This window comes from Candidatus Poriferisocius sp. (assembly GCF_965204015.1).
Classification (GTDB): domain Bacteria; phylum Actinomycetota; class Acidimicrobiia; order Acidimicrobiales; family Bin134; genus Poriferisocius.
This window is the reverse complement of record NZ_OZ241965.1, coordinates 179,604-202,720: the sequence shown is the minus strand read 5'-3', so window position 1 is coordinate 202,720 and position 23,117 is coordinate 179,604. Positions and strand designations below refer to the sequence as shown.

The following is a 23,117-nucleotide window of genomic DNA, read 5'->3' as shown; positions in this document are numbered from 1 at the left end:
CCTCGGGTGTTCACCGGCTGCGAAGCCGGTGAACGTGGCGTGGATGCATACTTCACGCGATCCATTCGAGTTTCAAGTGTGACCTGATTTCGTAAGCTAGTGAGACTTGCTTTGAACCCGGCGGCGAATATGCGCCGCGGCAGCGTGGATGAGCCGCACTCGCGGGGTGCGCCAGCATTGCAAACGGGTGGCCCCTTCGTTCTCGAGGCAGAGGTTGCACGAAGTGCAATCGAACCGGCCCCGACGCCCGGCTTCGATCTGGGCCACCACGTCCGGCTCACGAATGAGCGGCCGGGCGAGGCAGACGAAATCGCAGGAGCCTTCGGCCAGGACCCGCTCAACTGTCTCGGTGGTTCGCATCCCGCCCACGAGAAGCAGGGTCAAGTCGGGAACGACTGCTCGGATGGCCTGGGCGTAGGGCTCGAAGTACGCCTCGCCGCTTGGCGGTGAGAACATCCGGAAGTAGAGGTGGTCGGCCAACGCCCGCCGCCGATCCACAGCAACGTACTTGTGGCAGGAGTCGGCTCCCGAGGCCATGAGGCCGACGCTCACCTCGATGCCGTCGAGTCCGAGGCCGGCCAAGTCCCGGACGCGCTCCACACTTTCGGATAGCTCCAGGCCGTTGTCGACCTGATCCTCCATACCCACCTTGGCGGTTACCGGAAACTCGGGCCCAACCACGTCACGTATCGACTGGTACACGCGAGTCAGCAGCCTGGAGCGCCGCTCCGCATCACCACCCCACCGATCAGTACGGATGTTGGAGTGCGGCGAACCGAACGAGCTGATCAAGTACCCGTTGGCGGCATGAATGTGGATGCCGTCGAATCCCGCTTCCCGCGCCCGGGCGGCGGCCGCGCCAAAGGCTTCGATCACCTCTTCGATCTCCTCGTCGCTGGCCGGCTCAGCTACCGACCCGGTGAGGGCGTTAGCCATCGCTGAGGGGGCCACCATGGCGAAGTCACTCATCCCACCCTGGTTGCCCGCGTGGGCGAGTTGGGCGAAGATCTTGCCGCCCGCACTATGGACCGCTCCGGTGAGCTGGGCGAGGCCGGGGATCATGTCATCGTCGTGGATTCCCGTCTGGTTGGGCAGCGACTGGCCGCGGATGTGGACGAAGGCGTGGCCGAGCAGAGACAGCCCCACGCTGTTGGCGGCCAGCGTCTGGTGAAGCTCAATGAGTTCGGGGGTGACTTCACCGCGGTCGGTGGCCATGGTCTCCGACGTGGCGGCCCGGACAAAACGATTCTTGATCTCAAGGCGACCGATCCGGCCGGGCGTGAAGGCGTGCATTTGTGTCCCCCCAGCAGTTCTTAAGAACAGCTCCGAAAAAGACTCCTAAACTGCGCGGGCCAGCGCAAGCGACCCGACGGGCAGGGGGACTCATGAGCGCCAACAGTGAAGTGCGAGACGGCATGCGGATCGACTGGGATGTCATCGTAGAGATGGACGACGGTCTGCAATTGCGGGCCGACGTGTTCCGCCCCGACGACGACGGGCAGTACCCGGTCATCTTGAGCTACGGCCCCTACGCCAAGGGGCTGGCCTTCCAAGAGGGCTATCCCAGCGCTTGGGACCGGATGGTGGAAGAGCACCCCGACGTGGCCGCTGGTTCCACCAACAAGTATCAGAACTGGGAGGTTTGCGATCCCGAGAAGTGGGTGCCCGAGGGCTACGCGTGTGTTCGGGTGGACTCCCGGGGAGCGGGCCGCAGCCCCGGCTATATCGACCATTTCTCACCCCGAGAGACCCGGGACTTCTACGAGTGCATCGAATGGTCCGGTGTCCAGCCCTGGTCCAACGGCAAGGTCGGCATTTCGGGGATCTCGTACTACGCCATCAACGCCTGGCATGTCGCCTCGCTCCAGCCACCCCACCTCACGGCGATGATTCCCTGGGAAGGGGCCGCCGACTGGTACCGGGACATGACTTACCACGGCGGCATCCTGTCGACGTTCTGGGACAACTGGTACGACATGCAGATCAAGACCGTGCAGCACGGCGTCGGCGAGAACGGGGCGAGGAGCATCGTGACCGGCGAGCTGGTGGCTGGCCCCGACACGCTGACAGATGAGGAGCTTCGGGCCAATCGATGCGACTTCGGCAACGAGATCGCCTCTCATCCCCTCGACGACCAGTACCACCAGGATCGGTCTCCTGATTGGTCCAAGGTGACCGTGCCGTTTTTGTCGGCGTCGAACTGGGGTGGTCAGGGACTGCACCCCCGCGGCAACATCGAGGCCTATATCCGGGCCGCTTCCACTGAGAAATTCCTCGAGTGCCATGGGATTGAGCACTGGACCGAGTACTACACCGATTACGGCGTCGATCTCCAGAAGCGCTTCTTCGCCAAGTATCTCCAGGGCGATGACGCCGCGTGGGACGATCAGTCGCGGGTACAGCTTCTGGTTCGCCATGTCGACCGCTTTGTCGAGCGGGCCGAATCCGACTGGCCCATTCCACGGACCGACTGGACCAAGCTGCATCTCGATCCCTCTGACCTGACGCTGGTGCATGATCCGGTCACCGCGGAGGCGACGATCACCTACGACGCCATGGGCGACGGGCTCACTTTCTTCATGCCGCCTGTGGAGGAGGAGATCGAGGTGACCGGTCCGTTGGCTGCCAAGCTCCACATCTCCTCGTCCACTACCGATGCCGACCTCTTCTTGGTGTTCCGGGTCTTCGACCCCGATGGCGAGGAAGTCACGTTCATGGGTGCCATTGACCCCCACACGCCGATCGCCCAGGGCTGGCTGCGGGCGTCACATCGCAAGCTGGATGAATCCCTGTCTGAAGAGTGGAGGCCGTACCATACCCACGACGAGGAACAGCCCCTGACACCGGGGGAGGTCTACGAGCTCGACATCGAGATCTGGCCCACGTCGATCGTGATACCGCCGGGTTATCGCGTCGGCTTCTCCATTCGAGGACGCGACTACGAATGGGACGGCGACACCACTGGATTGCGGCTGTCGAACTTCAAGAATGAGCTACGGGGTTGCGGCCCGTTCCTGCACGACGACGTCAGAAGTCGACCACCAGAAGTGTTCGACAACCAGGTCACGGTGCACTTCGGACCCGACCATCCGAATTGGGTCCTGGTCCCGCAGATCCCCAACGACTGAGCGGGTCCTGGTCAGTCGGGTGGCTCGGCCTCAAATGCCCCGATGAGCTGGGCCAATAGCGAGTAGTAGCCGACAACCATCAGCAACTCGACGAGGCGGTCTTGGCCGAAGGCTTCCACCGCTCGGCCGTACACATCATCGGGGATGGACTTGTCGTGCAGAATCGACAGGCAGATGTCGTAAGCCGCGTTGAGGTCGGCCGCTTCCAATTCGGGGCGTGTCCCATTCCGCAGGGCGTCGATCTGGTCATCGGAGAATCCGACACGCCGGGCGATGGACTCGTGGGCCCACCGCTCGAACTCGCAGTCGTGGTAGGTCGCGACCACGAGAATGGCTAGCTCCCGCACGGGCGCGCTGAGCTCGGTGTGGAACCTCAATGCGGCCCCCAGTTGCTGGATAACGTCACCGACCCCGGGGCTGTAGAGCAGCACATTGAAGGGCCCGACTAAAGCCCCGGTCTGGTCGGTCAGCGGAAACGAGGCGTCCTTGGCCCGATCGCCTCCCGCGATGGAGTCGTACAGTGCCCGCTGCTCGGGATTGAGATTGTCCGGGGGGAGGCCCGGTAGTCGCGCCATCTCAGCCGAGGTCGACGATGGCGGCGACCGACCCGCCCCCGGCCGGTCCAGATTGGAGCCCGGCCACCGATACGAACACGGCCGGGTCTCCCAGCGCGGCGGCGGCCACACCCCCGACGGCGCCCTTGGTGTGGTGGGTGTGGTGGATGTCCGAATCGTTTTGCGACACTTGCCGCCGGCCTCGCAATCGTCCGCTGGGATGGATCTCGCATTTGATAAAGCAATTGACCACCCGACCGTCGAGGTCCTCGGGGATCGGCCGCTCGGGCAGGTCGAGGCCAGCCGAACGTATCGCCCGGTAGATCCCGGGGAAGTCGAGGTTGTCCTCCATGATCGAATGGCCCGACCGGTAGCGGCCGCCGACGCCGAGGCGATTACCAACCACCACGACTTGGGCTTGGGTCTGCTCGACGCCCGACGAACACGAGGCCACCGACGAGTAAACCGACAGGTCTTTGGCGATCTGGTCCTCGCGGGGCCGCTCGATCTCGCCCAGCGCAGTGGCGATGCCCAAAGCCGACGTGGCGTTGGAAACCGCCATCGACTCCATGGTGTCCTCCAAGGCGACGGTCTTGCCTCGGGCATGGGCGTCGGCGATGCGCTCGGCGGTCAACAACGGCGTTTTGGTTTGCACATAGTGGACATCGGCCGGATCCTCAATGCCGGCATCGGCCACAGCCAGATTTACCGCATCGGTGACCTTGTCGAGCATGGCCAGTCGGCCGATCTCCTCGGGCAGAATTGGCACCGAAACGGCCTGACCGACGGTGAGGCGCTTCTCGTCCGCTGGCTCCGCCGGACCGTCGACTTTGGCAAAGACCGTCATGTGCGGCGAGATCACCCCGTCGGTTCCGCCAGACCAGGCGATGGGCACTTGGAGCGCCGACTCACGGGAGTGCTCGCATTGTTCCACCAAGAAGTCGCGGAGCACCCGGTCGGCCAGGATTCGGGAGAAGTCGTTGACGCCGCCGTTGCCCTCAACCTTGCCAACCACGCCGACGATTTGATCGCCCCGGAAGGCGCCCTCCGCGATGGCTTGTTCGAGCCCGGAGGTGTCCGTGACGTGTTCGAATGGGATCTTGCGCACTTCAAAAGGCATAGGAACGAAGCTCCTCCATGTCGCCTGCGCCTAAATCTTGGCAGACTGCAACCCGATGGTGGACGAGGAACATCTGAACGACGTTGAGGCCTTCGTGCCCAACAGCGTTGCCATGGGTGGCTCGGGGGAGGGCAGCTTGAAGGGCCGCACGTTCGTGGCCAAGGACCTGTTCAGCCTCCAAGGCCATCGAAGCTCCTTCGGCCACGAGCGCTGGCGGTCGACTGGTGCCGCCGCGACGGTGACGTCGCCGATATTGACCCACATGCTCGACGCCGGCGCCGACCTCGTCGGTCTGACCAAGCTGGACCAACTGGCCTATTCGCTGATCGGCAATGTGGGCGAGGGTGCGCCACCGCGCAATGTGCTCGACGACCGGCTCTTCTGCGGCGGCTCGTCTTCGGGATCGGCCGCGGCGGTGGCCGCCGGGCTGGCTGACATCGGATTGGGCACCGACACGGCCGGCTCGATTCGGGTGCCCGCAGCGGCTTGCGGGCTGCACAGCATTCGGCCGTCGCACGGATTGATCGAACCCGACGGGGTCATCCCGCTGGCGCACTCGTTCGACGTGGTCGGTGTTTTCGGGCTTCAGGCCTCGATCATCGCCGATGTGCTCAAGGTGCTCGCACCGGGTGCTGACAAAATAACGGAACCTCCCAAAGTTAAGTTCGCGGCCGACGTGTTCGATGAGGCTGATGCCCAGACGGCCCGGATCGGAAGAGCCGCGGCCAGCGCCGCGGCCGATGTAATGGGCGGTCCATTTGAGGAGACCGAATTCGGGGAGTTCACCAGTACCGATGTCGGTGATTTGTTCGCCCGGCTGCAAGGACGGGAAATCTGGTCGAACCATGGGCCTTGGGTCGCCGAGCACGGTTCGTCGTTGGCCGAAGACGTGAGGATGCGGCTCGAACGGTGCGAGCGCTTCTCCCAGGATCCTGACCGCGCTCAACAGAATGACCGGGCGGAGAGACTGGCGTACACCCGATCCCTCCGGGTCGCGGTCGAGCCGGGAACGGTGGTGGTGCTCCCGGTGATGCTCCGGCATGGCCCGATGCGGGACTGGGACGACCGGCAGTTGGCCCAATTCAGAAGCGAGTGTTTCCGGCTGGCTGCTCCCAGCAGCCTTACGGGGGCACCTCAGGCGGTGTTTTCGGTCCACCGAGATGGCGATCCCCGTTCGGTGGGAGTCGGCTTGCTGGCTGCCCCCGGTGGTGAGTTTCGCCTCCTCGAGGTCATGGCCATGCTCGGCGACGACGCCCGGGCGACCGGGATGGGGTTTGGATAGGGTTTTTCCGTCAGGCATTCCCCGTGGGGAGGTCCCGAGTTCGATGGTCGACAAACACGTACTGCGCCCTGCGGGGGTGTGGGACCCGTCCTCAGCGGGCTTCGAACATCCCCAGCCATTCTCCCAGGGCATTGTGTGCGAATCCGGCCGGATGGTTTTCGCTGCCGGGCAAGTTGCCCTCGATCCGGATGGCGCCGTTATCGGCGTTGGAGACCCGGCAGCCCAGACCGAGGCCACGCTGGAGAACCTCCAACGAGTGCTCAACGAGGGCGGGGCAACGTTGAAAGACGTTGTGCGGCTGACCGTGTTCCTCACCGATATGGCTTACCTTCCCGCGGTGCAGGAGGTGCGGGCCCGGTATTTCCCAACTGATCCCCCGGCGAGCTCGACAATTGAGATCAGCGCGCTCGTCGTCCCGGAATTAGTGGTCGAAATCGACGCCATCGCGGTGGTGGATCCTCCCCCGAATTGAGCGGGACGTGGTCTGGTAAATTGCCTTAGACCAGTAATACCCGAACGAGCGGAGACCAAATCATGGCCGATGAAGATGATGGATATTTCCGAGAAGTAGTCGTCCGTTTGAACCAGCAGCAACTGGAGTTGGTTGACGATTCCGTTGATGAAACGAGTTCCGGAGACCGGGAAGACCTCCTTCTGCGGGCCTTGCGGGAATTCCACAAGGAACATTCCTCATGACCGAGCGAAGGCTGTTGTATGAGCACATCATGGAACCGGCCACCGGCAAAGCAGTCGAACTCCTGGCCGGGCAGGTCATGCGACTCGAACAGATCGGAGTCGCCGGTCAATGCGCCGACTTCAATTGCTTCAATCTCCACGATTACAAGGAGTGCTTCCACACCGGTCGGACCAGGCACATGCATGGAATGCATCCAACCACGGGCGATTTCCTCTGGTCGGCACCGCCGCGAGACCGGCCAATAGCGGCGATCATCACCGACACCGTTGGAACCAACGATGTGCTGTATCCCCGATGCAGCGGCTTGCTGTTCGAATACCAATTCGGGGTGGATCCGCATACGAACTGTCACGACATTCAAGCCGAAGCCCAGCGAGAATACGGGTTGACCAGCGACGACGTGCATGACTCGTTCAATTTCTTCATGCACACCGGCGTCGATCAAGCAGGACATCCGTATATCGCCGAAAACGTGGCCAAGCACGGGGATTACATCGAGATCATCGCCTTGATCGATCTGCTAGCGGTGCCAAACGTGTGTGGTGCGGATACCTTCGCCACTAGCAGCTTCGAGCTGAAGCCTCTGCGGCTGGCCATCTATGAGGGCCTGCCTGAAGACCTCGCCCAGTTTGAAGGCCGGCCGGAGTTGGTCAAATACCGATCTCAGCTCACCACTGAAGACTTGGCGGCGCAGCCCATCAAGGCTGATCGAGAGCTGTACAAAGACCCTTCGTACGTCCCGAATTACGTCAACTACCCCATTGTGCTCACCGACGTCCCCGTCAACTTGAGCCCCGAGCATCAAACCATGCTTGATGAGCTTGTGGCGACGGGAGAATTCGGTGAGACCGATGCGGAGGTACTTCGGTATGTGTTCTTCAGCTGGTGGATTGTGAACTACATGAAGGGCCCGAAGCACTTGGATCAGGTGGCGGAGGATTAGCAGAAGCTGCTGGTGAGCGGTCCCTCCACAGAGCGAACTCCAATGACGACCCACGCCATCACGGTTGAGGTCAACGGCGTGGCCTTTGACCGAACGGTCCCGCCGCGACTGCTGCTTTCCGACTTTCTGCGTCACGAGTTGCACCTGACCGGGACCCACGTGGGCTGTGAACACGGCGTGTGCGGGGCGTGCACCGTCCAACTCAACGGACAAGGGGTGCGCTCATGCCTGCTTTTCGCGGTGCAGGTCGACGGCTGCGCCATCAAGACCGTGGAGGGACTGGCCAACGGCGACGACCTGCACCCGCTTCAAGAAGCCTTCAGCGCCGCGCACGCCCTGCAATGCGGGTTCTGCACTCCTGGATTGCTCATGACGATCGACTCGATGCTCGATGAGCTGGCCGCAATGACGGAGGCTGAGATACGAGAAGCGCTCAGCGGCAACATCTGCCGTTGCACTGGCTATCAAGGCATCATTGAAGCAGTCCAGGCCACGCTGGCCAGCCATCAACAGGAGAGTCGCTAGCGGATTTTCCCAGCAGCGTTTAGTGTCCAAGAGGGGGGATAAGAGTGCCCAACGTCGATGACCGGTTGTCCGCACTTGGGAACGCAGGCCGTTCATGAGCGCTGACGATTTGGTGCCCCAAAAGGTCGAGGCGATCCTGAACCCGGGCCGGATGCTCGCCGACGGCATCCCCTACCCGGACTTCGAAGCTGCCCGTGCCCTGGACGACCTAGCCGAATGGCTGCCGTTTTGGGCCGACACCGCCGAGCGTTACGAAGCCCTGGGCATGGCCGCGTTGGAAGCTGGCGATCGGGTCAGCGCCGGCGAGTGGCTGTGGCACTCGTCGTTGTCGTGGCACTACGGGCAGCTCATGTGGTTCCACGAACCCGACCGCCGCGAGCACGGCCAACACAAGAAGGTCGAGTTGTACAAGCGGGCTGCGCCCCATCTTGTGGCTCCGGCCGAGCGGGTGGAGATCGCATTCGAATCGACGATCATCCCCGGCTATCTCCGGCTACCCGCCGGGCCCGGACCTCACCCATGCGCGGTCCTCATCGGCGGTCTGGAGTCCACCAAAGAGGAGAGCTACCATTTTGAGGCGCTGTGCCACCGCCGCGGGTTGGCCACCTTCGCGTTCGACGGTCCCGGCCAAGGCGAGATGTACTTCGACGTGAAGCTCTGCGCCGACTTCCATCGCTACACCTCCGCCGTCCTCGACACCATCAGCGCCCGGCCGGATGTGGACAGCAACCGAATCGGAGTGCTCGGCCGCAGCCTGGGCGGCTACTACGCCATGCAGTCGGCGGCCTTCGACAAGCGGCTCAAGACCTGTGTGGCGTGGGGCGGATTCTCCGACATGTCGGATTTCGACGGCATGCCTCCTCACACCAGGGGTGGATTCGTATACGTGTCGGGCTTCGAAGATCTCGAAGAGGGCCGCGCCTATCTGCAAGAGACGTTCGACTTATCGGAGTCAATCGGCGACCTGACCTGTCCCACCCTCCTGCTCCAGGGGGTTCACGATCCCATCTTCCCCCCGCACCAGACCGAGCTGCTACAAGCTGGGCTAGCCCACAACGATTTGGCCGAGATCATGGTCGAGCCCGATGGCGATCACTGCTGTCACAACATGGGACCGGTGGTCCGTCCCCGAATGGCCGATTACTTGGCCCGGAACTTGAGGGAGTAGCCCATGTTGACGCCAGCGGTACTGAGGCCGGGGAATCTCGCAGGGGTGGAGACCCGCAATCGGATTATCCGGTCGTCCACCTCAGAGACCATGGCCGACGACCGCGGCATCATCACCCAGCAATACCATGACTTCCACACCCGGCTGGCTCGCAATGGCGTCGGGCTCATCTTCACCGGCCACTGCTCCGTTCACCCCCGGGGGAACTACATCCGAGGTATGACGGCGCTGGACCGCGACGAAGTAATTCCGCCCATGCAGAAGCTGACCGATGCCATCCACGCCGAAGGCGGCAAGATATTCGCCCAGCTCAACCACGCGGGAAGCCAGAGCCGGGACGAGTCGATCGAGCCGCTAGCCCCGTCGGTGGTGGAGAACCCGCAGTTCCACCGCCTGCCCTTGGCCGCGGCCTCCTCCGACGAGATCTGGGAGGCCATCGAGGGATTTGGCAACGCGGCCAGGCGGGTAAGGGAAGCCGGCTTCGACGGTGTCCACGTACACGCGGGCCACGGCTACCTCTTGTCCGAGTTCCTGTCGCCGGCCACCAATCACCGGGAGGACGAATGGGGCGGATCGCTCGAGAACCGCCAACGCCTGCTGCTCGAGACCTACAGGGCCATGCGGGCTGCGGTGGGCGACGACTTTCCGATCACCAACAAAATCGGGCTTTGGGACTACGTACCCGATGGGCTGACGGTTGAGGAGGGACGAGCCACGGTCACGATGATGGACAACGCCGGAGTCGATGCCATTGAGATTTCTGCCGGCCTCATGTCGCCCAAGGCGGAGAGCGCGGCCCGATACGCGGGTGTGACCCGGAAGCGGGCCTTGCAAGACAAGCTTCTTCATCGTGTGCTGGCCGCACCGGTGAAAGAGGCGTACTACCGGGAGGAGGCTCGCCGCCATAAAGCAACGGCGAAGGGAAAGACCATCCTTGTTGGTGGCGTTCGCACCATCGAGCTGATGAACGAGGTGATCGAAGACGGGTCGGCCGATTTCGTCTCGCTGGCCCGTCCGTTCATTCGCGAGCCCGATCTTGTTCGCCAGATCGAAGCGGGTCGAACCGGCATGGTGGACTGCGTCTCTTGCAACATCTGTTTGATGCACGAAGGGTCGGTGGCCCTGAAGTGCTGGCGGGAGTCCAACGTTGATCTCCTGAAACATGCCTGGGCGCGGATTCGCAGGGAGGTCTGATGAAACCGCCTGATTTCGACTACGTGGCGCCGACTTCGGTGGACGACGCAGTCAAGGCCTTGGGGAGTGATTCAGAGGCCAAGGTACTGGCTGGGGGCCAGAGCCTGATTCCGCTACTGGCCTTTCGCTTGGCCGGGCCTTCGCTTTTGGTGGACTTGGCCCGGGTGGACGGGCTTGACCACATCACCGACGATGGCGACAGCCTGGTCATCGGGGCAATGACACGGCAGCGCCGGGCCGAGCGAGACCCTCTGGTGGCCGAGCGGTGCCCCCTTCTGGTTGAGTCACTGCGCCATGTGGGGCATCCGCAAATCCGATCGCGGGGGACGATCGGCGGAAGTGTGGCCCACGCCGACCCGGCAGGGGAGTTACCGGCGGTGGTCTTGGCCCTCGGAGGCCGGGTGCATGTCACCGGCCCGGCTGGCGACCGGGCCATCGAAGCCGAAGAACTATTCCAGGGGTTCCTGAGCACTTCGATTGCTGACGGGGAAGTATTGACGGCTGTCGAAATTCCTGCATCGGGCCCTCGGACCGGATGGTCGGTGGTGGAGGTCGCCCGACGACCCGGCGACTACGCATTGTGCGGCGCGCTCTGCCAGGTTCAATTGGATGGCGACGGCACCGTCCTGAATGCCCATCTAGCGCTGATCGGGGTCGGGGATCGTCCCATGCGGGCCCACGCCGTGGAGGCCGCCGTCCTCAGTGGGGCCAGCCCGACCGAGGCCGCCACGCTGGCGCCCGACGGGCTCAACCCCGGCAGTGACGTACACGCCTCAAGTGACTACCGTCTGCACCTCGCCACGGTGACCAGCCGGCGGGCACTCACCCAAGCCCTGGAGCGGGCCGCATGAGCGATCACGCAGTCACCATCCGAGTAAACGGCGTCGAGAGGTCGGAATCGGTGCCGGCCCGTCTCACCCTGGCCGACTTCCTGCGAGAGCGGCTAGACCTCACTGCCACCCACCTGGCCTGCGAGCACGGCGTCTGCGGCGCCTGCACCGTGCTCGTGGATGGCGAGACCGCCCGAGCGTGTCTGCTGCTCACCGTGCAGGCCGACCGCAGCGAGGTAACCACGCTCGAAGGCCTCACCGAAGGCGACAAGCTCGGCCCCATCGAACAGGCGTTTTGGGCCAAGCACGGAATGCAATGCGGTTTCTGTACCCCCGGATTCGTGTTGACCATCGCCGAGATGCTCGACGAAAACCCCAACCCGACTCGCGAAGAGATCATCGAAGGCCTGGGCGGCAACCTCTGCCGGTGCACGGGCTACGTCAAGATCGTGGAAGCAGTGGAGGAGGCGGTCAGCCTCCGGGGAGGTGGAGCGTGAGCTTGTTCGGAGCGAGCATTCGCCGAAAAGAAGATCCCCGCCTGCTCCAGGGGAATGGCCGGTATCTGTCCGACATCAAGCTGCACGGCATGGTCCACGCGGTGTTCGTGCGCAGTCCCCATGCCCATGCGCTGATCCGGGGGATAGATGCCAGCACGGCGACGGCCGATCCTCGAGTGGTTTGCGTCCTCACAGCCGACGATCTCCCGCCCGAGCTGCCCCCGCTGCCCTGCATTGACGCTGAGGAGACCACCAAACCGTTCAACCAGCCCATCCTGGCCACCGAAAAGGTCCGCTTCGTGGGCGAGCCAGTGGCGCTGGTGGTCGTCGAAGGCGACCGTTACATCGCCGAAGATATAGCCGGATTGGTGGACGTCGACTATGAGCCGCTTCCCGCGGTGTCGACGGCCGAAGCCGCCATGGCCCCCGAGGCACCACTGGTCCACTTCGAATCCAACGTGGTTGATGTCTTGGAGTACTCGGTGGGCGACGCCCCTTCGGCGCTGGCGGCCGCCCCCCACACGCTCACCGAGCGGTTCGTCACCCAGCGTTATGCCGGTACGCCGCTGGAGACCAGGGGAGTGATCGTCCAATGGGACGAGCCGCGCCGCGGCCTGACCATGTGGTCGTCCACCCAGGTTCCCCACAGCCTCAAGGCCACCCTGGTCGGCTATCTGGGGCTGCCGGAGAACGCCGTCCGGGTGATCGCTCCCGATGTGGGCGGCGCCTTCGGCGTGAAGCTCCAGCCCTATCCCGAGGAAATCGTCCTCGGATTGGCCGCCGAGCAGGTCGGCCGTCCCATCAAGTGGGTGGAGGACCGCTACGAGCATTTTCTGGCGTCCACCCACGGCCGCGAGCAGTACCACGACGTGGAGGTCGGCTACGACGACAACGGCAGGATCCTGGCCATCCACGACCACGCGGTCACCAACACCGGTGCCTATCTCCAGCGACTGACCTTGGTGGAGCCCTTCATCGGGGTCTCCATGCTGTCCGGTCCCTATGTGATCGAGCATCAGCAACTGGTGTCGACCGTGGTCATGACCAACACCACCCCCCTCAACCCCTTCCGAGGCGTCGGCCACGTCCAAGCGGCGTTCACCATGGAGCGCATCATCGACCTCGTGGCTGAAGCCGTTGGCATCGACCCCGGCGAAGTGCGGATGCGCAACATGTTTTCCAACGATGTGTTCCCGCTCCACCGTGGCATCGGGAACGTGTTGGCCGGCGAGATCATCTATGACTCCGGCGACTATCAGGAGTGCTTGCGCCGGGCCATGGAAGCGGCTGAGTGGGACAATTTCCGCGGCGAGCAGCAGAGCGCCCGGGCTGAGGGTCGCTACCTGGGCATTGGCATCGGCTTTTTCGTCGAGGAGACCAGTCTCGGCCCCTACGAGAGTGGTCGCGTCCGAGTCGAACCATCCGGCCAGGTCATTGTGTTCACGGGGGCGTGCAGCAGCGGACAAGGCCACGACACCGTGCTGGCCCAGATCACCGCCGATGAGCTCGGCGTCGACTTCGATGACATCGTGGTCGTACACGGAGACACCGATCTGGTGGCCAGCGGCGTGGGCACCTACGCCAGCCGCAGCGCTCCCATTGGCGGCACCGCGGTGCGTCATGCCGCCGGCTCTATCAAAGAGCAAGCCATCCAGATCGCCGGGGAGATGCTGGAGGCTTCGCCACAGGATCTTGAGCTGGTCGAGGGAGAGGTCCGGGTCAAGGGATCGCCGGCCAGCAGTGTCTCGTTGGCCCAGGTGGCCGGCAGGGTGGCTCCTGGTCAGCCATTGCCGGAAGGAGTCGACAACTACACCCTGGATGCAACCGACATCTATCACCCTCCGACTAACGCCTTCTCCTACGGTTGCCACGTTGCCACCGTCGAGGTCGACGTCGACACCGGTGTGGTCACCCTGCTTCGCCATGTCGTGGTCAACGACTCGGGGGCCTTGATCAACCCCCTCCTGGTGGACGGACAGGTGCAGGGAGGCGTCGCCCTGGGCATCGGGGGTGCGCTCCTCGAGGAAATCGCCTACAGCGATGACGGCCAACCCCAGAACGCGAATTTCATGGACTACTTGGTTCCCGCCATCGGCAACATGCCCGAGATGGTCGTCGAACACATGATCGTCCCCACCCCCCTCAATCCCGATGGGATGAAGGGGGCAGGTGAAGGCGGTGCGGTGGGCGCCCCCGCCGCCATCGCCAACGCGGTGGCCGACGCGCTGATTCCACTGGGAGCCAAGATCACCGAGACGCCGCTGGGGCCGGAAACGGTCTATCGGGCGGTTCAAGACGCTAGCTGACCGGTCGTCCCACAGGAGACGGGCAGAGACGCTCAAGAGAATCGAGGCACACATGACTGAAAAGGCATTGTCCGGCAAGAAGGCGATCATCACCGGTGGTGGGAGGGGGATCGGTCGGGCCATCGCCATTGCCCTGGCTGGTGCCGGTGCCGATGTTGCCGTGATCGGCCGCACGGTTGAGTTGCTCGACGAGACAGCGACGGAGGTGCGGGCCCTCGGCCAGTCTGCCGGGGTCAGAGCCGCCGACTTGACCGATGTGGGCGGTATTCCCGGAGTGTTCGGGGAGCTGGCCGACGAGCTCGGCGGATTCGACATTCTGGTTAACTCGGCCGGCGTGCAGTTGACGGCGCCGGCACTCGATGTGTCCGAGCAAGACTGGGACGCCACCATCGATGCCAACCTGAAGGCCCTGTTCTTCTGCTGCCAGGCGGCGGGCCATCGCTTTGTCGAAGCGGGTGCGGGCAAGATCATCAATCTCGCCTCGACATTCAGCGAGGTCGGCTTTCCCGGGTTCGCCGCCTATTGCGCCTCCAAGGGCGGGGTCATGCAGCTGACCCGGACGTTGGCCTTGGAGTGGGCCCCCCACGGGGTGAACGTCAACGCCATCGCGCCCACCGCGGTTCGAACCGAGATGAACGCGTACCTGCTCGACGACCCGGGCTTTTTGGAGGCATTCCTTCCCCGGGTTCCCGCCGGGCGCGTCGGGCAGCCCAACGATATTGCCGGCTCGGCTGTTTTCTTGGCTTCGTCGGCGTCAGACTTCGTCCACGGGCACCTGTTGTACGTGGACGGGGGCTACACCGCCGTCTGACCGTCCTCTAGGCAAACACCTCGGTGTCCTCTAGGACGCCCGATGCCTCGGTCATCTTCACCACGCCGTCCAGCTCCCACGGAACGGCTACGCCCTTGCGGGCATACCACTCGCGAATCAGGGCCGGGCCGTCGGTGACCAGTCCAAGGTGGAGGGAAGTGACCAGCAACGCGGCGGCTTCAGCCTCTTCGCTGGCCCCGGCCACGATGTCGCCGGGCACAATGACCCGAAAATCGCGGTTGGCGGCATCGAAGGCCGTCGACAGCACGCAGGCGTCGGTCATCGTCCCGGTAAGCACCAGGTTCTTGATGTCGAGCTGGCGGAGCAAGAACTCGAAATCGGTGGGGACGAACGACGACAGGCGCTTCTTGGTCCGGACGTAGTAGTCGCCTTCTTCCTCCTCGACCATGATGTCCAGCCACTTGGTGCCTTCCCAGCTGTGCTCATCCATGGACGGATTCGGCGGCAGATACAGCTCGTAGAGCACCCGCCAGTTGGCCATGCGGTTGTACTGCTTGGAGTTCAAGTCGTCAATCCCGCCGTACCGCTGCCAGTGCTGGACATGGATGATGGGGATGTCGATGGCCCGGGCCATTCGGTGGAACATGTCGTGGGCGGGGATCTTCGCCCGAGCCCGCGGACACGGACAGGTCAGCTCCTCCTCAGGACCGATGTGGCCGCGGTGCATGTCGATGCAGGCGATAGCGGTCTTGTCCGGGTCGAGCCAGCGCTCGAAGGCATCCTCGAAGTTGCTGGTGCCCGAGGGCAACACAACGCGGTCTTTGCCTTCCAGGTATGCGTACATCTCGGTCTTCATGGGTGGCTCGGCTTTCGTGTGTTGCCTCGAAAGGCTGGGCTTCTACCGAACTGAATTTAATGGCTGTGCGTCATGTGCGCCACAAGCCCTAACCCTCTTGTTGGGCCGAGAGCTGAGTCAATACCCAATCGGGGGTGATCGGGAGCGCCCTCACCACGCCGGGGTCGCCCAGCGCGTGGCCCACGGCGGCGGCGATTGCCCCGCCCGCCCCCGCGATGCCGGCTTCACCGGCGCCCTTGGCCCCCAGGGGGTTGGTCGGAGTGGGAGCGTTCTCCAGGATCGCCGTTTCAATAGGGGGAAGGTCGGCTGCCGTGGGCATCAGGTAGTCCATGAAGTTGGCCGCCTGGGGCTGCCCGTTCTCATCGAAAGTGAATTCCTCGAGCAGAGCGCCGCCCAAGCCTTGTGCGAACCCCCCGAGTACTTGGCCTTCGACGAGCTTGGGATTGACCGCCTTGCCGACCTCGCACCCCAGCCACACTCGGTGTAGTCGCACCTGGCCCGACTCGGGATCCAGGGAGGCATCGACCACCACGGCCCCGTACGGATAGTTCATCCGCTCGTCGAAATGCACTTCACGAGCACCGAGTCCCGGCTCCTCACCCCGTTCGGCCGCTTCCAGCGTCCCGCAGGCTTCGGCGACTTGGCCCAGAGTCACCGACTTCGCCGGAGCCCCCGCGACGTGCACGCCGCCGTCGGCCAAAATCAGATCGTCGGCCGCGGCTTCGAGCAGGTCGGCGGCAATCCGCTTGGCCTTGTCGGCCGTGTGGCGGGCCGCAGTTTGCACGGCCATCCCGCCGATCACCGTTGAGCGGCTGGACCACGAGCCCACTCCGTCGGGGACAAGGTCGGAATCTCCGTAGATGACGTGGATCACCGAAGGGTCAACTCCCAGCTCGTCGGCGGCAATCTGCGCCATCACGGTCTCGATGCCCTGCCCTGAGGACGCGCCCCCGATGAAGACCCGGACGGTCCCGGTCGTATCGATATCAACGGCCCCGGTCTCATAGAAGCCAAGCCCGCTCTTGTCCATGAAGATCGACAGCCCGATTCCCCGACGGTGGTCGTTCATGTCTTTGATGTGGTCGCACCACTCGGCGTACTTGGCCCCGGTCTGTTCAATCAATCCAATGAAGTCCCCGGAGTCGAGGAGAAACGACTCGCCGGCCAGCTCGAATCCGGGTTCATAGGGCAATTCGGCGGCCGTGAGCAGATTCCTGCGGCGAATCTCTACCGGGTCGAGGTCGAATTCCGCGGCGGCCAGGTCGAGGAGCTGCTCCCGGGCCACGGTGAGCTCATAGCGGCCGGGCGCCCGATAGGGGCCCACTGGGGTCTTGTTGGTGGTGATGACATGGATCTTGGCCGCGTAGGCCGGCAGTCGATAGGGGCCGGGGATCATTCCCAGGGTCAGCTCAGACACGATGACCCCGGTGGGACGGATGTACGCCCCCTTGTTGTGCCACACCTCAGCCTCGAGCCCCAAAAGGCGCCCTTCGGGGTCGAAGGCGCCCCGCAAGCGGTGGGTCTGCTCGCGAGCATGGTTGGTGGTGGTGAGGTTCTCAGCCCGGTCCTCAATCCACTTAACCGGACGTCCGGTCAAAACCGCCCCGTGGGCAACCAGAAAGTCCTCGGGAAAGAAATCGCCGCGGACCCCAAAGCTCCCGCCGGCGTCGGTCGAGCGCATGTGGATGGTGGCCGGCGACCGCCCCAAGAGGCGGGCCAAGACCTGGCGGTGGTAGTGCGTGACCAGTGTCGCACCCCAAACGGTGAGCTCGTCACGGCCGGTATCGAAATCGCAAACCAGTCCTCTGGTTTCAAGGGGCACGCCTGAGTGACGCCCGATAGCGACTTCTGTGACCACCACACGCTCTGCCAGTTCAAACGCCGCCGCGATATCGCCGTAGCCCTTCTGAAGGACGCAGAGCTCGTTCGACGAGTCCGACCACAGCGACTGTTGGCCGGGGGCGCGGAGCATGTCGACCACCGCATCCAGCGGCTCGATGTCGACAACCACCGCCTCCGCAGCATCCTCGGCCAAATAGGGGTCATCAGCTAGAACGAGCGCTATGGGCTCGCCCACGTAGCGAACTCGCTCTTGGGCGAGGACTGGTTGAAGAGCGGTTTCAAGCCCGAGGCCGTCGAACGGCAGCCGCAACGGAATGGGCTCTATATGGGCGACGTCGGCGCCGGTGAGCACCAACCGAACCCCGGCCATGGCTTCCGCCGCGGCAGTGTCGATCCCCGCCAGTTGGCCGTGGGCATAGGTTGAGCGCACGACCCTCATCCACAGTTGGCCGGGCAGATCGACATCGTCCACAAATCGACCCGCACCACGCAAGAGCCGGGGGTCTTCGAGTCGAGGTACCGAGCTCCCGACGAAACTCATTGCGCTCCTCCCTGGGCCGCTACGACACTCCCGTTGGGCTTCCGGCCATGGCCAATGCGAGCTCATCCATGGTCAACTCATCCACGCTGCGCTCCAGCACGGCCCGCCCCCGGAACATCACCACAACCCGGTCGCTGAGCTTGAGGAGCTCTTCCAGATCCAACGTCAACAGCAGTACCGCCGCCCCCGCCTCTTTGACCTGGAGCAACCGACGGTGCACATAGTCAACCGCGCCGACATCGAGCCCCCACGTGGGGTTGTCGGCGATGAGCACCTTGGGATCCCGCGAGAATTCCCGGGCTAACACCACCTTCTGTTGGTTGCCGCCCGACAGGGTGCCGGCAAAGAGATCGGAATCGGCCGGTCGGACGTCGTATTCCTCAAGCAGTCCGGCGGCCTGATCCTTGATGCGCTTCCAGTCGAGCAGTCCTCGACGGGAGAACCGGCCCGCGGGGATCTCGTTCATGGCGAGGTTCTCAGCCAGGGACATATCGAGGATCAGCCCCCATCCGTGGCGATCTTCGGGGATGACGGCCAAGCCGCTGTCGCGGAGCTTGGCCGGTTCAGATCCGGTCACATCCACCCCGTCGATCACCACGGTGCCGGACTCGAGGGGGCTGAGCCCGGTGATGGCACTGACGACATCTCGTTGTCCGTTCCCTTCGACTCCGGCAACGCCGAGGATCTCACCGGCGCGGACCGACAGGCTCAGGCCATCAAGAGAGTTGCCCCCGACACCGGTCGTCACCAGCCCGTTTGCCTCAAGAAGGGTTTCAGCCTCATCCCCAAGCGACGTATGGTCCACTTTGACGGCGGTGATGTCTTGGCCGGTCATGGCCCTGGTAAGGGTGCGCTCGTCGAAGTTCCCCCGTTCGACCTCGGCCACCTTCTTGCCGGCGCGAATGACGGTAACCCGGTCGGCGACTTGAGTGACCTCGGCCAGTTTGTGGGTGACTAGCACGATCGAGTGCCCCTTCGAGCGCAGATCTTCGAGGATGCCCAACAGGTTCTCGATCTGCTGGGGCCCGAGCAGCGAAGTCGGCTCGTCGAGGATCAAAATGTTGGCGCCCCGGTAGAGCACCTTCAAGATCTCGACCCGCTGCTGAAGGTCAACGGGGAGCTGGCGAACGGGAGTGGAGGGGGGGAGCGGCATGCTGTACTGCTCAGCCAGCGAGGAGATCTCGCGGCGGATGGCCAGCGGTTTGAGGCGGAGATCGAGAACAGGCCGCGATCCGAGCACAATGTTCTCGGCCACCGTGAAGGTGGGCACCAATGAGAAGTGCTGATGCACCATCCCGATTCCCAGCGCCAGCGCGTCATGGGGCGACTGGATGTCGGCCTTTTGGCCCCTGACCAACATGGTTCCGGAGTCGGGGAGAATGTGGCCGAACATCACGTTCATGAGCGTGGTTTTGCCCGCTCCGTTCTCACCGAGCAAGACGTGGATCTCACCGGCGCGCACATCAAAGTCAATGCTGTCGTTGGCTTGGACATGGCCAAATCGCTTGGAGATGCCGCGAAGCTCTACAACCTTCTCATCCACAGCGGATCATTTCCCTCGGGTGGTTTTGGGTCACCTCAACTCCGTTGGGTCGAAGCCACATTGAGTCTCCCACTTGAACACCGGCCCGTGCCCGGGGGGAGATGACGTTCGGCTGAACGACCAAGACCGTGCCGTCGGGATAGGCCCAGTCGTCGGGGTGGGTGGCGCCGCGGTTCGGCCGAGTGCGAACAATTGGCGCCAAATAGCCACCGCCCCCGTAGCAATGCACGAGATCGTCCCAAATGTCAAAGCCCGCCTCGTGTATGGACTGGGCCCGGTCCAAGACTTCTCCGATGGTCACACCAGACCGCATGACGCTCACAATGTCCGAGTAGGTGTTCTCGGCCACCTCGTACATCTCCTCGTACAGCGGAGTGGGCTCTCCCGCGATGCACAGCGTCCTCAGGATCTGCCCGGTGTAGCCCCAAAAGGTGGTGCTGATCTCGGTCACCAAGACGTCGCCGGCTTTGATAACCCGGTCGGGCTGGTATTGGTGGGGCACGAAGAACTCCGGGTTGGCCATCGAGGTGGTCAACGTGAAGTGGATGAGGTTGGTTCCCCGGCGATGCAGGTAAGCGTCCTCGATCACCTTGGCCAGCTCATACTCGTTCATCCCCGGAACGGTGTTCGACGCCAGCGCGGCCACGGCGTCATCGTTCATGCGGGAGGCGATGCGGACGTACTTCATCTCCTCTTCGGTCTTGACCACTCGAATGGCGAAATAGTCGGCGTTGAGATTGACCAGGCGCTCGGGTCCGAAGGCAGAAGCGTCGGTGTAGGGCACCACGCCGATCGTGCCGATGCGGCGGTAGCCGGACAATCGCTCGGCGACGCGAGCCACCAGATCGGAATGGTCGTCGCCGCCAAAGCTGATGTTCTGGATGACCGAGATGCGTTCGGCATCAGGAATGTGATTCCAGAGCCGGACCACCATTTCGGGGTCGTCGTCACGGGGCACGATCAAGTACACCGGGAACAGGGGCGGCCAGTTGCAGTAGTACTGGACCGAGGTGTCGTGCGGCCCGGTGGCCCCTCCGATGAGGACCGCATCCAGGTCGTCGCGGTCCATGAGCTCCCGGAGCTGGCGGTACCGCTGGGCCATCTCCTCGGGCGAGTATCTCGGATAGCCGTTGACTTGTGGGATGTCATCCATTGATGGCCCTCCAGATCTTCTCAGGGGAGAGGGGCATATCAAGATGTTCTACACCCATTGGCGCAAGAGCGTCGAGAACCGCGTTGTGGACCGCCGGCGTCGACCCGATAGTGGTGGCCTCACCGATGCCTTTGACCCCCAGCCGATTCAAGGGAGTCGGCGTGACCATGCTGTTGATTTCGTATGTGGGCAGCTCTTGAGCGGTAGGGGCGAGGTAGTCGAGCAGAGTTGAGGTCACCGGTTGGCCGTCAGTGGTGTAGACCATCTCCTCCCACAGGGCCTGGGCCACTCCTTGGGCGATTCCACCGTGTTGCTGGCCTTGGGCCAGCATCGGGTTGACCACGTTCCCGCAATCATCCACGGTGATGTGACGGATCAACCGAACCGCGCCGGTCTCCCGATCAACCTCCACCACCGAAACATGCGCGCCCGAGGGATAGGTCCGCGCTCCTTGATCCAAATCTAGCTCGACAGCCAGTGGAGCCAGTTCAGCCCAACTGATGGCGGTGGCGGGACTGCCTATGATCCCGACCCCAACGCCGTCGTAAACCACCATGTCGGCAGGATTGGCCTCCAGCCGTTCGGCGGCGACCTGGCTGGCTCTTTCGACGACCGCCTCTGCTGCCTTGTCGACCGCGCTGCCGGCCAACTGGAGGGAGCGGGAGCCGTAGGTCCCATTGCCCCGGGGAACGACGGCGGTGTCGGACTGGATCACCCGGATCTTGTCCACCGGCAGACCCAGCTGCGCGCCAGCGATTTGGGCGTAGGTGGTCTGGTGGCCCTGTCCGTGAGACGAGACACCGCTGAGGACGGTCGCACTGCCATCGGTCTCGATGGTGACGGAGGCGAACTCCTGAGTGGGTCCGTTGCCCGTCACCTCGATGTAGGTGGATACCCCGATGCCGAGAAGCCACCGGTCTCCCCGAGCCCGACGCATGGATTGCTCTCGACGCAACGTCTCATAGCCGGAGGCTTGGACGACTAGGTCCAAGGTTCCGCGGTAGTCCCCGGAGTCATACACCGCACCACTGGGGGTGACGTGGTTGGTGTTGTGCGAATCGAGCAGGTTGCGCCGCCGGATTTCTACCGGATCGATGTCGAGCCGGCGGGCCAGCAGGTCGATGGAACGTTCGAGGAACGCGGTGGCTTCCGGCCGCCCGGCCCCCCGGTAGGCGCCGACCGGTGCGGTGTTGGTCACCATGCTTCGAGCGCTGAAGGCCACTCGGGGAATGCGATAGGTCCCGGTGCACATAAGCCGGGTGTAGTTAGGTAGCCAGGCGCCCACGTGGGGATAGGCCCCGGCATCGGCGACAACCTCGACTCGAAGCCCGGTGATAGTCCCGTCGCGTTTAGCCCCCAAGGCCACATGCTGAACCTGGGCCCGGCCATGGGTCATGTTGAGGAGATTCTCGGACCGGGTCTCCTGCCAGGCCACTGGTTTGCCGGTTAGGTGGGCGATCGCCGCCACCACGATGTGTTCGGGATAGGTGTGGCCCTTGGCTCCGAATCCTCCCCCGACTGCTGGTGCGATCACCCGGACCCGGTCGGTGTCGAGCTCCAGTGCAGCGGCCACCGCGGCCTGGTTGTCCCACGGAAACTGGGTGGAGACCCAGAGGCACAGGCCTTCACCGTCTTCATCGGGCACAACCAGAATGCTGTTCGTCTCGAGGGGGACCGGGGCCAGTTTCTGGTTCAAGAACGTGGCCTCGACCACCACGTCCGCTTCATCCAGCACCGAGGGATCCACCATCGGCTCCACTTCGAAAGCCACTTCGTCGCTCTCAAGAGGTGAGGCCACCGGAGGAAGCGGCTCGATTTCGGCGTATACGTCACCGGCCAGGTCTTCAGCCTCAGCCATGCTCGTACCGGTAACCACGGCGATGGGATCGCCGACATAGCGGACCTTGTCTACCGCTAGCAGATCCCGGGCGTACCGGTCGGGGGTCGGCGGCCACGGCACGAGCTTGGGCAACTCCAGCGATGCGGCGGTGTAGAGACTGGGACCGCCGGAGACGCTCACGAGGTTCCCGTGGGCAACGGAGGAGCGGATGAAGCGGGCGTGAAGCGTGCCGCCGGTGATGAGGTCGGCGGTGAACGGGCGGCTGCCCGTCAGGAGCCCATCATCCTCGACCCGTAGGACGGAATTGCCAAGGATGCTCAACTACT

Annotated in this window: 20 protein-coding genes; 12 read left to right on the top strand and 8 right to left on the bottom strand. The window is 63.7% G+C overall.

What is annotated here, in order from left to right:
- Positions 1–96: 96 nt before the first annotated feature.
- Complete coding sequence (locus tag ACOGJC_RS00880; protein WP_419846626.1) at positions 97–1,293, bottom strand: NADH:flavin oxidoreductase; 1,197 nt, start codon at positions 1,291–1,293, stop codon at positions 97–99.
- A 92-nt stretch (positions 1,294–1,385) separates the two neighbouring features.
- Here ACOGJC_RS00880 and ACOGJC_RS00875 point away from each other — a divergent pair, with 92 nt between their 5' ends.
- On the top strand, positions 1,386–3,128 hold the full coding sequence (locus ACOGJC_RS00875) for a CocE/NonD family hydrolase (RefSeq protein WP_419846625.1): 1,743 nt from the start codon (positions 1,386–1,388) through the stop codon (positions 3,126–3,128).
- 11 nt (positions 3,129–3,139) lie between these two features.
- On the opposite strand, the gene ACOGJC_RS00870 is transcribed toward ACOGJC_RS00875, so the two are convergent.
- Positions 3,140–3,703, bottom strand: a complete 564-nt coding sequence (locus ACOGJC_RS00870; RefSeq protein WP_419846624.1) for a carboxymuconolactone decarboxylase family protein — start codon at positions 3,701–3,703, stop codon at positions 3,140–3,142.
- A 1-nt stretch (position 3,704) separates the two neighbouring features.
- Positions 3,705–4,802 (bottom strand): ring-opening amidohydrolase, encoded by a 1,098-nt coding sequence (locus ACOGJC_RS00865; RefSeq protein ID WP_419846623.1) that lies wholly within the window; start codon positions 4,800–4,802, stop codon positions 3,705–3,707.
- A gap of 55 nt (positions 4,803–4,857) precedes the next feature.
- Here ACOGJC_RS00865 and ACOGJC_RS00860 point away from each other — a divergent pair, with 55 nt between their 5' ends.
- The 11 genes from ACOGJC_RS00860 (at position 4,858) to ACOGJC_RS00810 (ending at position 15,055) form a co-directional block, all read left to right on the top strand.
- Positions 4,858–6,084 carry an amidase family protein gene (locus ACOGJC_RS00860; RefSeq protein ID WP_419846622.1) on the top strand — a complete coding sequence of 409 codons (1,227 nt, stop codon included), beginning with the start codon at positions 4,858–4,860 and terminating at the stop codon, positions 6,082–6,084.
- Between the two features lie 43 nt (positions 6,085–6,127).
- Complete coding sequence (locus ACOGJC_RS00855) at positions 6,128–6,556, top strand: RidA family protein (RefSeq protein ID WP_419846621.1); 429 nt, start codon at positions 6,128–6,130, stop codon at positions 6,554–6,556.
- A 62-nt stretch (positions 6,557–6,618) separates the two neighbouring features.
- Positions 6,619–6,780: a hypothetical protein gene (locus ACOGJC_RS00850; RefSeq protein ID WP_419846620.1), complete on the top strand. Its 162-nt coding sequence runs from the start codon at positions 6,619–6,621 to the stop codon at positions 6,778–6,780.
- The gene (locus ACOGJC_RS00845; RefSeq protein ID WP_419846619.1) at positions 6,777–7,724 is read left to right on the top strand and encodes a DUF1989 domain-containing protein; all 948 of its coding nucleotides are present in this window, start codon (positions 6,777–6,779) and stop codon (positions 7,722–7,724) included. The genes ACOGJC_RS00850 and ACOGJC_RS00845 overlap by 4 nt, the downstream gene beginning before the upstream one ends.
- Positions 7,725–7,766: 42 nt before the next feature.
- Positions 7,767–8,249 carry a (2Fe-2S)-binding protein gene (locus tag ACOGJC_RS00840; RefSeq protein WP_419846618.1) on the top strand — a complete coding sequence of 161 codons (483 nt, stop codon included), beginning with the start codon at positions 7,767–7,769 and terminating at the stop codon, positions 8,247–8,249.
- Positions 8,250–8,343: 94 nt separating this feature from the next.
- On the top strand, positions 8,344–9,417 hold the full coding sequence (locus ACOGJC_RS00835; protein ID WP_419846617.1) for an alpha/beta hydrolase family protein: 1,074 nt from the start codon (positions 8,344–8,346) through the stop codon (positions 9,415–9,417).
- Positions 9,418–9,420: 3 nt separating this feature from the next.
- Entirely contained in the window at positions 9,421–10,611 is a 1,191-nt protein-coding gene (locus ACOGJC_RS00830; RefSeq protein WP_419846616.1) for an NADH:flavin oxidoreductase, read from the top strand.
- Positions 10,611–11,462 (top strand): FAD binding domain-containing protein, encoded by an 852-nt coding sequence (locus ACOGJC_RS00825; protein ID WP_419846615.1) that lies wholly within the window; start codon positions 10,611–10,613, stop codon positions 11,460–11,462. Before ACOGJC_RS00830 ends, ACOGJC_RS00825 begins: the two co-directional genes overlap by 1 nt.
- Positions 11,459–11,938, top strand: a complete 480-nt coding sequence (locus ACOGJC_RS00820) for a (2Fe-2S)-binding protein (RefSeq protein WP_419846614.1) — start codon at positions 11,459–11,461, stop codon at positions 11,936–11,938. The genes ACOGJC_RS00825 and ACOGJC_RS00820 overlap by 4 nt, the downstream gene beginning before the upstream one ends.
- Positions 11,935–14,244, top strand: coding sequence for a xanthine dehydrogenase family protein molybdopterin-binding subunit (locus ACOGJC_RS00815; RefSeq protein ID WP_419846613.1), 2,310 nt, complete (start codon positions 11,935–11,937; stop codon positions 14,242–14,244). Before ACOGJC_RS00820 ends, ACOGJC_RS00815 begins: the two co-directional genes overlap by 4 nt.
- Before the next feature lie 52 nt (positions 14,245–14,296).
- Positions 14,297–15,055: an SDR family oxidoreductase gene (locus ACOGJC_RS00810; RefSeq protein ID WP_419846612.1), complete on the top strand. Its 759-nt coding sequence runs from the start codon at positions 14,297–14,299 to the stop codon at positions 15,053–15,055.
- A gap of 7 nt (positions 15,056–15,062) precedes the next feature.
- Here the strand turns inward: ACOGJC_RS00810 and ACOGJC_RS00805 are convergent, their stop codons facing one another.
- The 5 genes from ACOGJC_RS00805 to ACOGJC_RS00785 all read right to left on the bottom strand — a co-directional run bounded on the left by ACOGJC_RS00805 (position 15,063) and on the right by ACOGJC_RS00785 (position 23,112).
- The gene (locus ACOGJC_RS00805; RefSeq protein WP_419846611.1) at positions 15,063–15,872 is read right to left on the bottom strand and encodes an isochorismatase family cysteine hydrolase; all 810 of its coding nucleotides are present in this window, start codon (positions 15,870–15,872) and stop codon (positions 15,063–15,065) included.
- An 88-nt stretch (positions 15,873–15,960) separates the two neighbouring features.
- A complete protein-coding gene (locus tag ACOGJC_RS00800) occupies positions 15,961–18,255 on the bottom strand; it encodes a xanthine dehydrogenase family protein molybdopterin-binding subunit (RefSeq protein WP_419846610.1) in 2,295 nt (764 codons plus the stop codon).
- 19 nt (positions 18,256–18,274) lie between these two features.
- Positions 18,275–19,798 (bottom strand): ABC transporter ATP-binding protein, encoded by a 1,524-nt coding sequence (locus tag ACOGJC_RS00795; protein ID WP_419846609.1) that lies wholly within the window; start codon positions 19,796–19,798, stop codon positions 18,275–18,277.
- Positions 19,791–20,951: a M24 family metallopeptidase gene (locus tag ACOGJC_RS00790; RefSeq protein WP_419846608.1), complete on the bottom strand. Its 1,161-nt coding sequence runs from the start codon at positions 20,949–20,951 to the stop codon at positions 19,791–19,793. The genes ACOGJC_RS00795 and ACOGJC_RS00790 overlap by 8 nt, the downstream gene beginning before the upstream one ends.
- Positions 20,944–23,112: a xanthine dehydrogenase family protein molybdopterin-binding subunit gene (locus tag ACOGJC_RS00785; RefSeq protein WP_419846607.1), complete on the bottom strand. Its 2,169-nt coding sequence runs from the start codon at positions 23,110–23,112 to the stop codon at positions 20,944–20,946. The genes ACOGJC_RS00790 and ACOGJC_RS00785 overlap by 8 nt, the downstream gene beginning before the upstream one ends.
- Between the last annotated feature and the right edge of the window lie 5 nt (positions 23,113–23,117).

What these genes read in the sequence shown, in the direction of transcription:
- ACOGJC_RS00855 (WP_419846621.1), top strand. Translation starts at nt 6,128, where the DNA reads ATGGTCGACAAACACGTACTGCGCCCTGCGGGGGTGTGGGACCCGTCC.
- ACOGJC_RS00860 (WP_419846622.1), top strand. Translation starts at nt 4,858, where the DNA reads ATGGTGGACGAGGAACATCTGAACGACGTTGAGGCCTTCGTGCCCAAC.
- ACOGJC_RS00865 (WP_419846623.1), bottom strand. Translation starts at nt 4,802, where the DNA reads ATGCCTTTTGAAGTGCGCAAGATCCCATTCGAACACGTCACGGACACC.
- ACOGJC_RS00870 (WP_419846624.1), bottom strand. Translation starts at nt 3,703, where the DNA reads ATGGCGCGACTACCGGGCCTCCCCCCGGACAATCTCAATCCCGAGCAG.
- ACOGJC_RS00845 (WP_419846619.1), top strand. Translation starts at nt 6,777, where the DNA reads ATGACCGAGCGAAGGCTGTTGTATGAGCACATCATGGAACCGGCCACC.
- ACOGJC_RS00830 (WP_419846616.1), top strand. Translation starts at nt 9,421, where the DNA reads ATGTTGACGCCAGCGGTACTGAGGCCGGGGAATCTCGCAGGGGTGGAG.
- ACOGJC_RS00850 (WP_419846620.1), top strand. Translation starts at nt 6,619, where the DNA reads ATGGCCGATGAAGATGATGGATATTTCCGAGAAGTAGTCGTCCGTTTG.
- ACOGJC_RS00875 (WP_419846625.1), top strand. Translation starts at nt 1,386, where the DNA reads ATGAGCGCCAACAGTGAAGTGCGAGACGGCATGCGGATCGACTGGGAT.
- ACOGJC_RS00820 (WP_419846614.1), top strand. Translation starts at nt 11,459, where the DNA reads ATGAGCGATCACGCAGTCACCATCCGAGTAAACGGCGTCGAGAGGTCG.
- ACOGJC_RS00840 (WP_419846618.1), top strand. Translation starts at nt 7,767, where the DNA reads ATGACGACCCACGCCATCACGGTTGAGGTCAACGGCGTGGCCTTTGAC.
- ACOGJC_RS00880 (WP_419846626.1), bottom strand. Translation starts at nt 1,293, where the DNA reads ATGCACGCCTTCACGCCCGGCCGGATCGGTCGCCTTGAGATCAAGAAT.
- ACOGJC_RS00810 (WP_419846612.1), top strand. Translation starts at nt 14,297, where the DNA reads ATGACTGAAAAGGCATTGTCCGGCAAGAAGGCGATCATCACCGGTGGT.
- ACOGJC_RS00790 (WP_419846608.1), bottom strand. Translation starts at nt 20,951, where the DNA reads ATGGATGACATCCCACAAGTCAACGGCTATCCGAGATACTCGCCCGAG.
- ACOGJC_RS00800 (WP_419846610.1), bottom strand. Translation starts at nt 18,255, where the DNA reads ATGAGTTTCGTCGGGAGCTCGGTACCTCGACTCGAAGACCCCCGGCTC.
- ACOGJC_RS00835 (WP_419846617.1), top strand. Translation starts at nt 8,344, where the DNA reads ATGAGCGCTGACGATTTGGTGCCCCAAAAGGTCGAGGCGATCCTGAAC.
- ACOGJC_RS00825 (WP_419846615.1), top strand. Translation starts at nt 10,611, where the DNA reads ATGAAACCGCCTGATTTCGACTACGTGGCGCCGACTTCGGTGGACGAC.
- ACOGJC_RS00805 (WP_419846611.1), bottom strand. Translation starts at nt 15,872, where the DNA reads ATGAAGACCGAGATGTACGCATACCTGGAAGGCAAAGACCGCGTTGTG.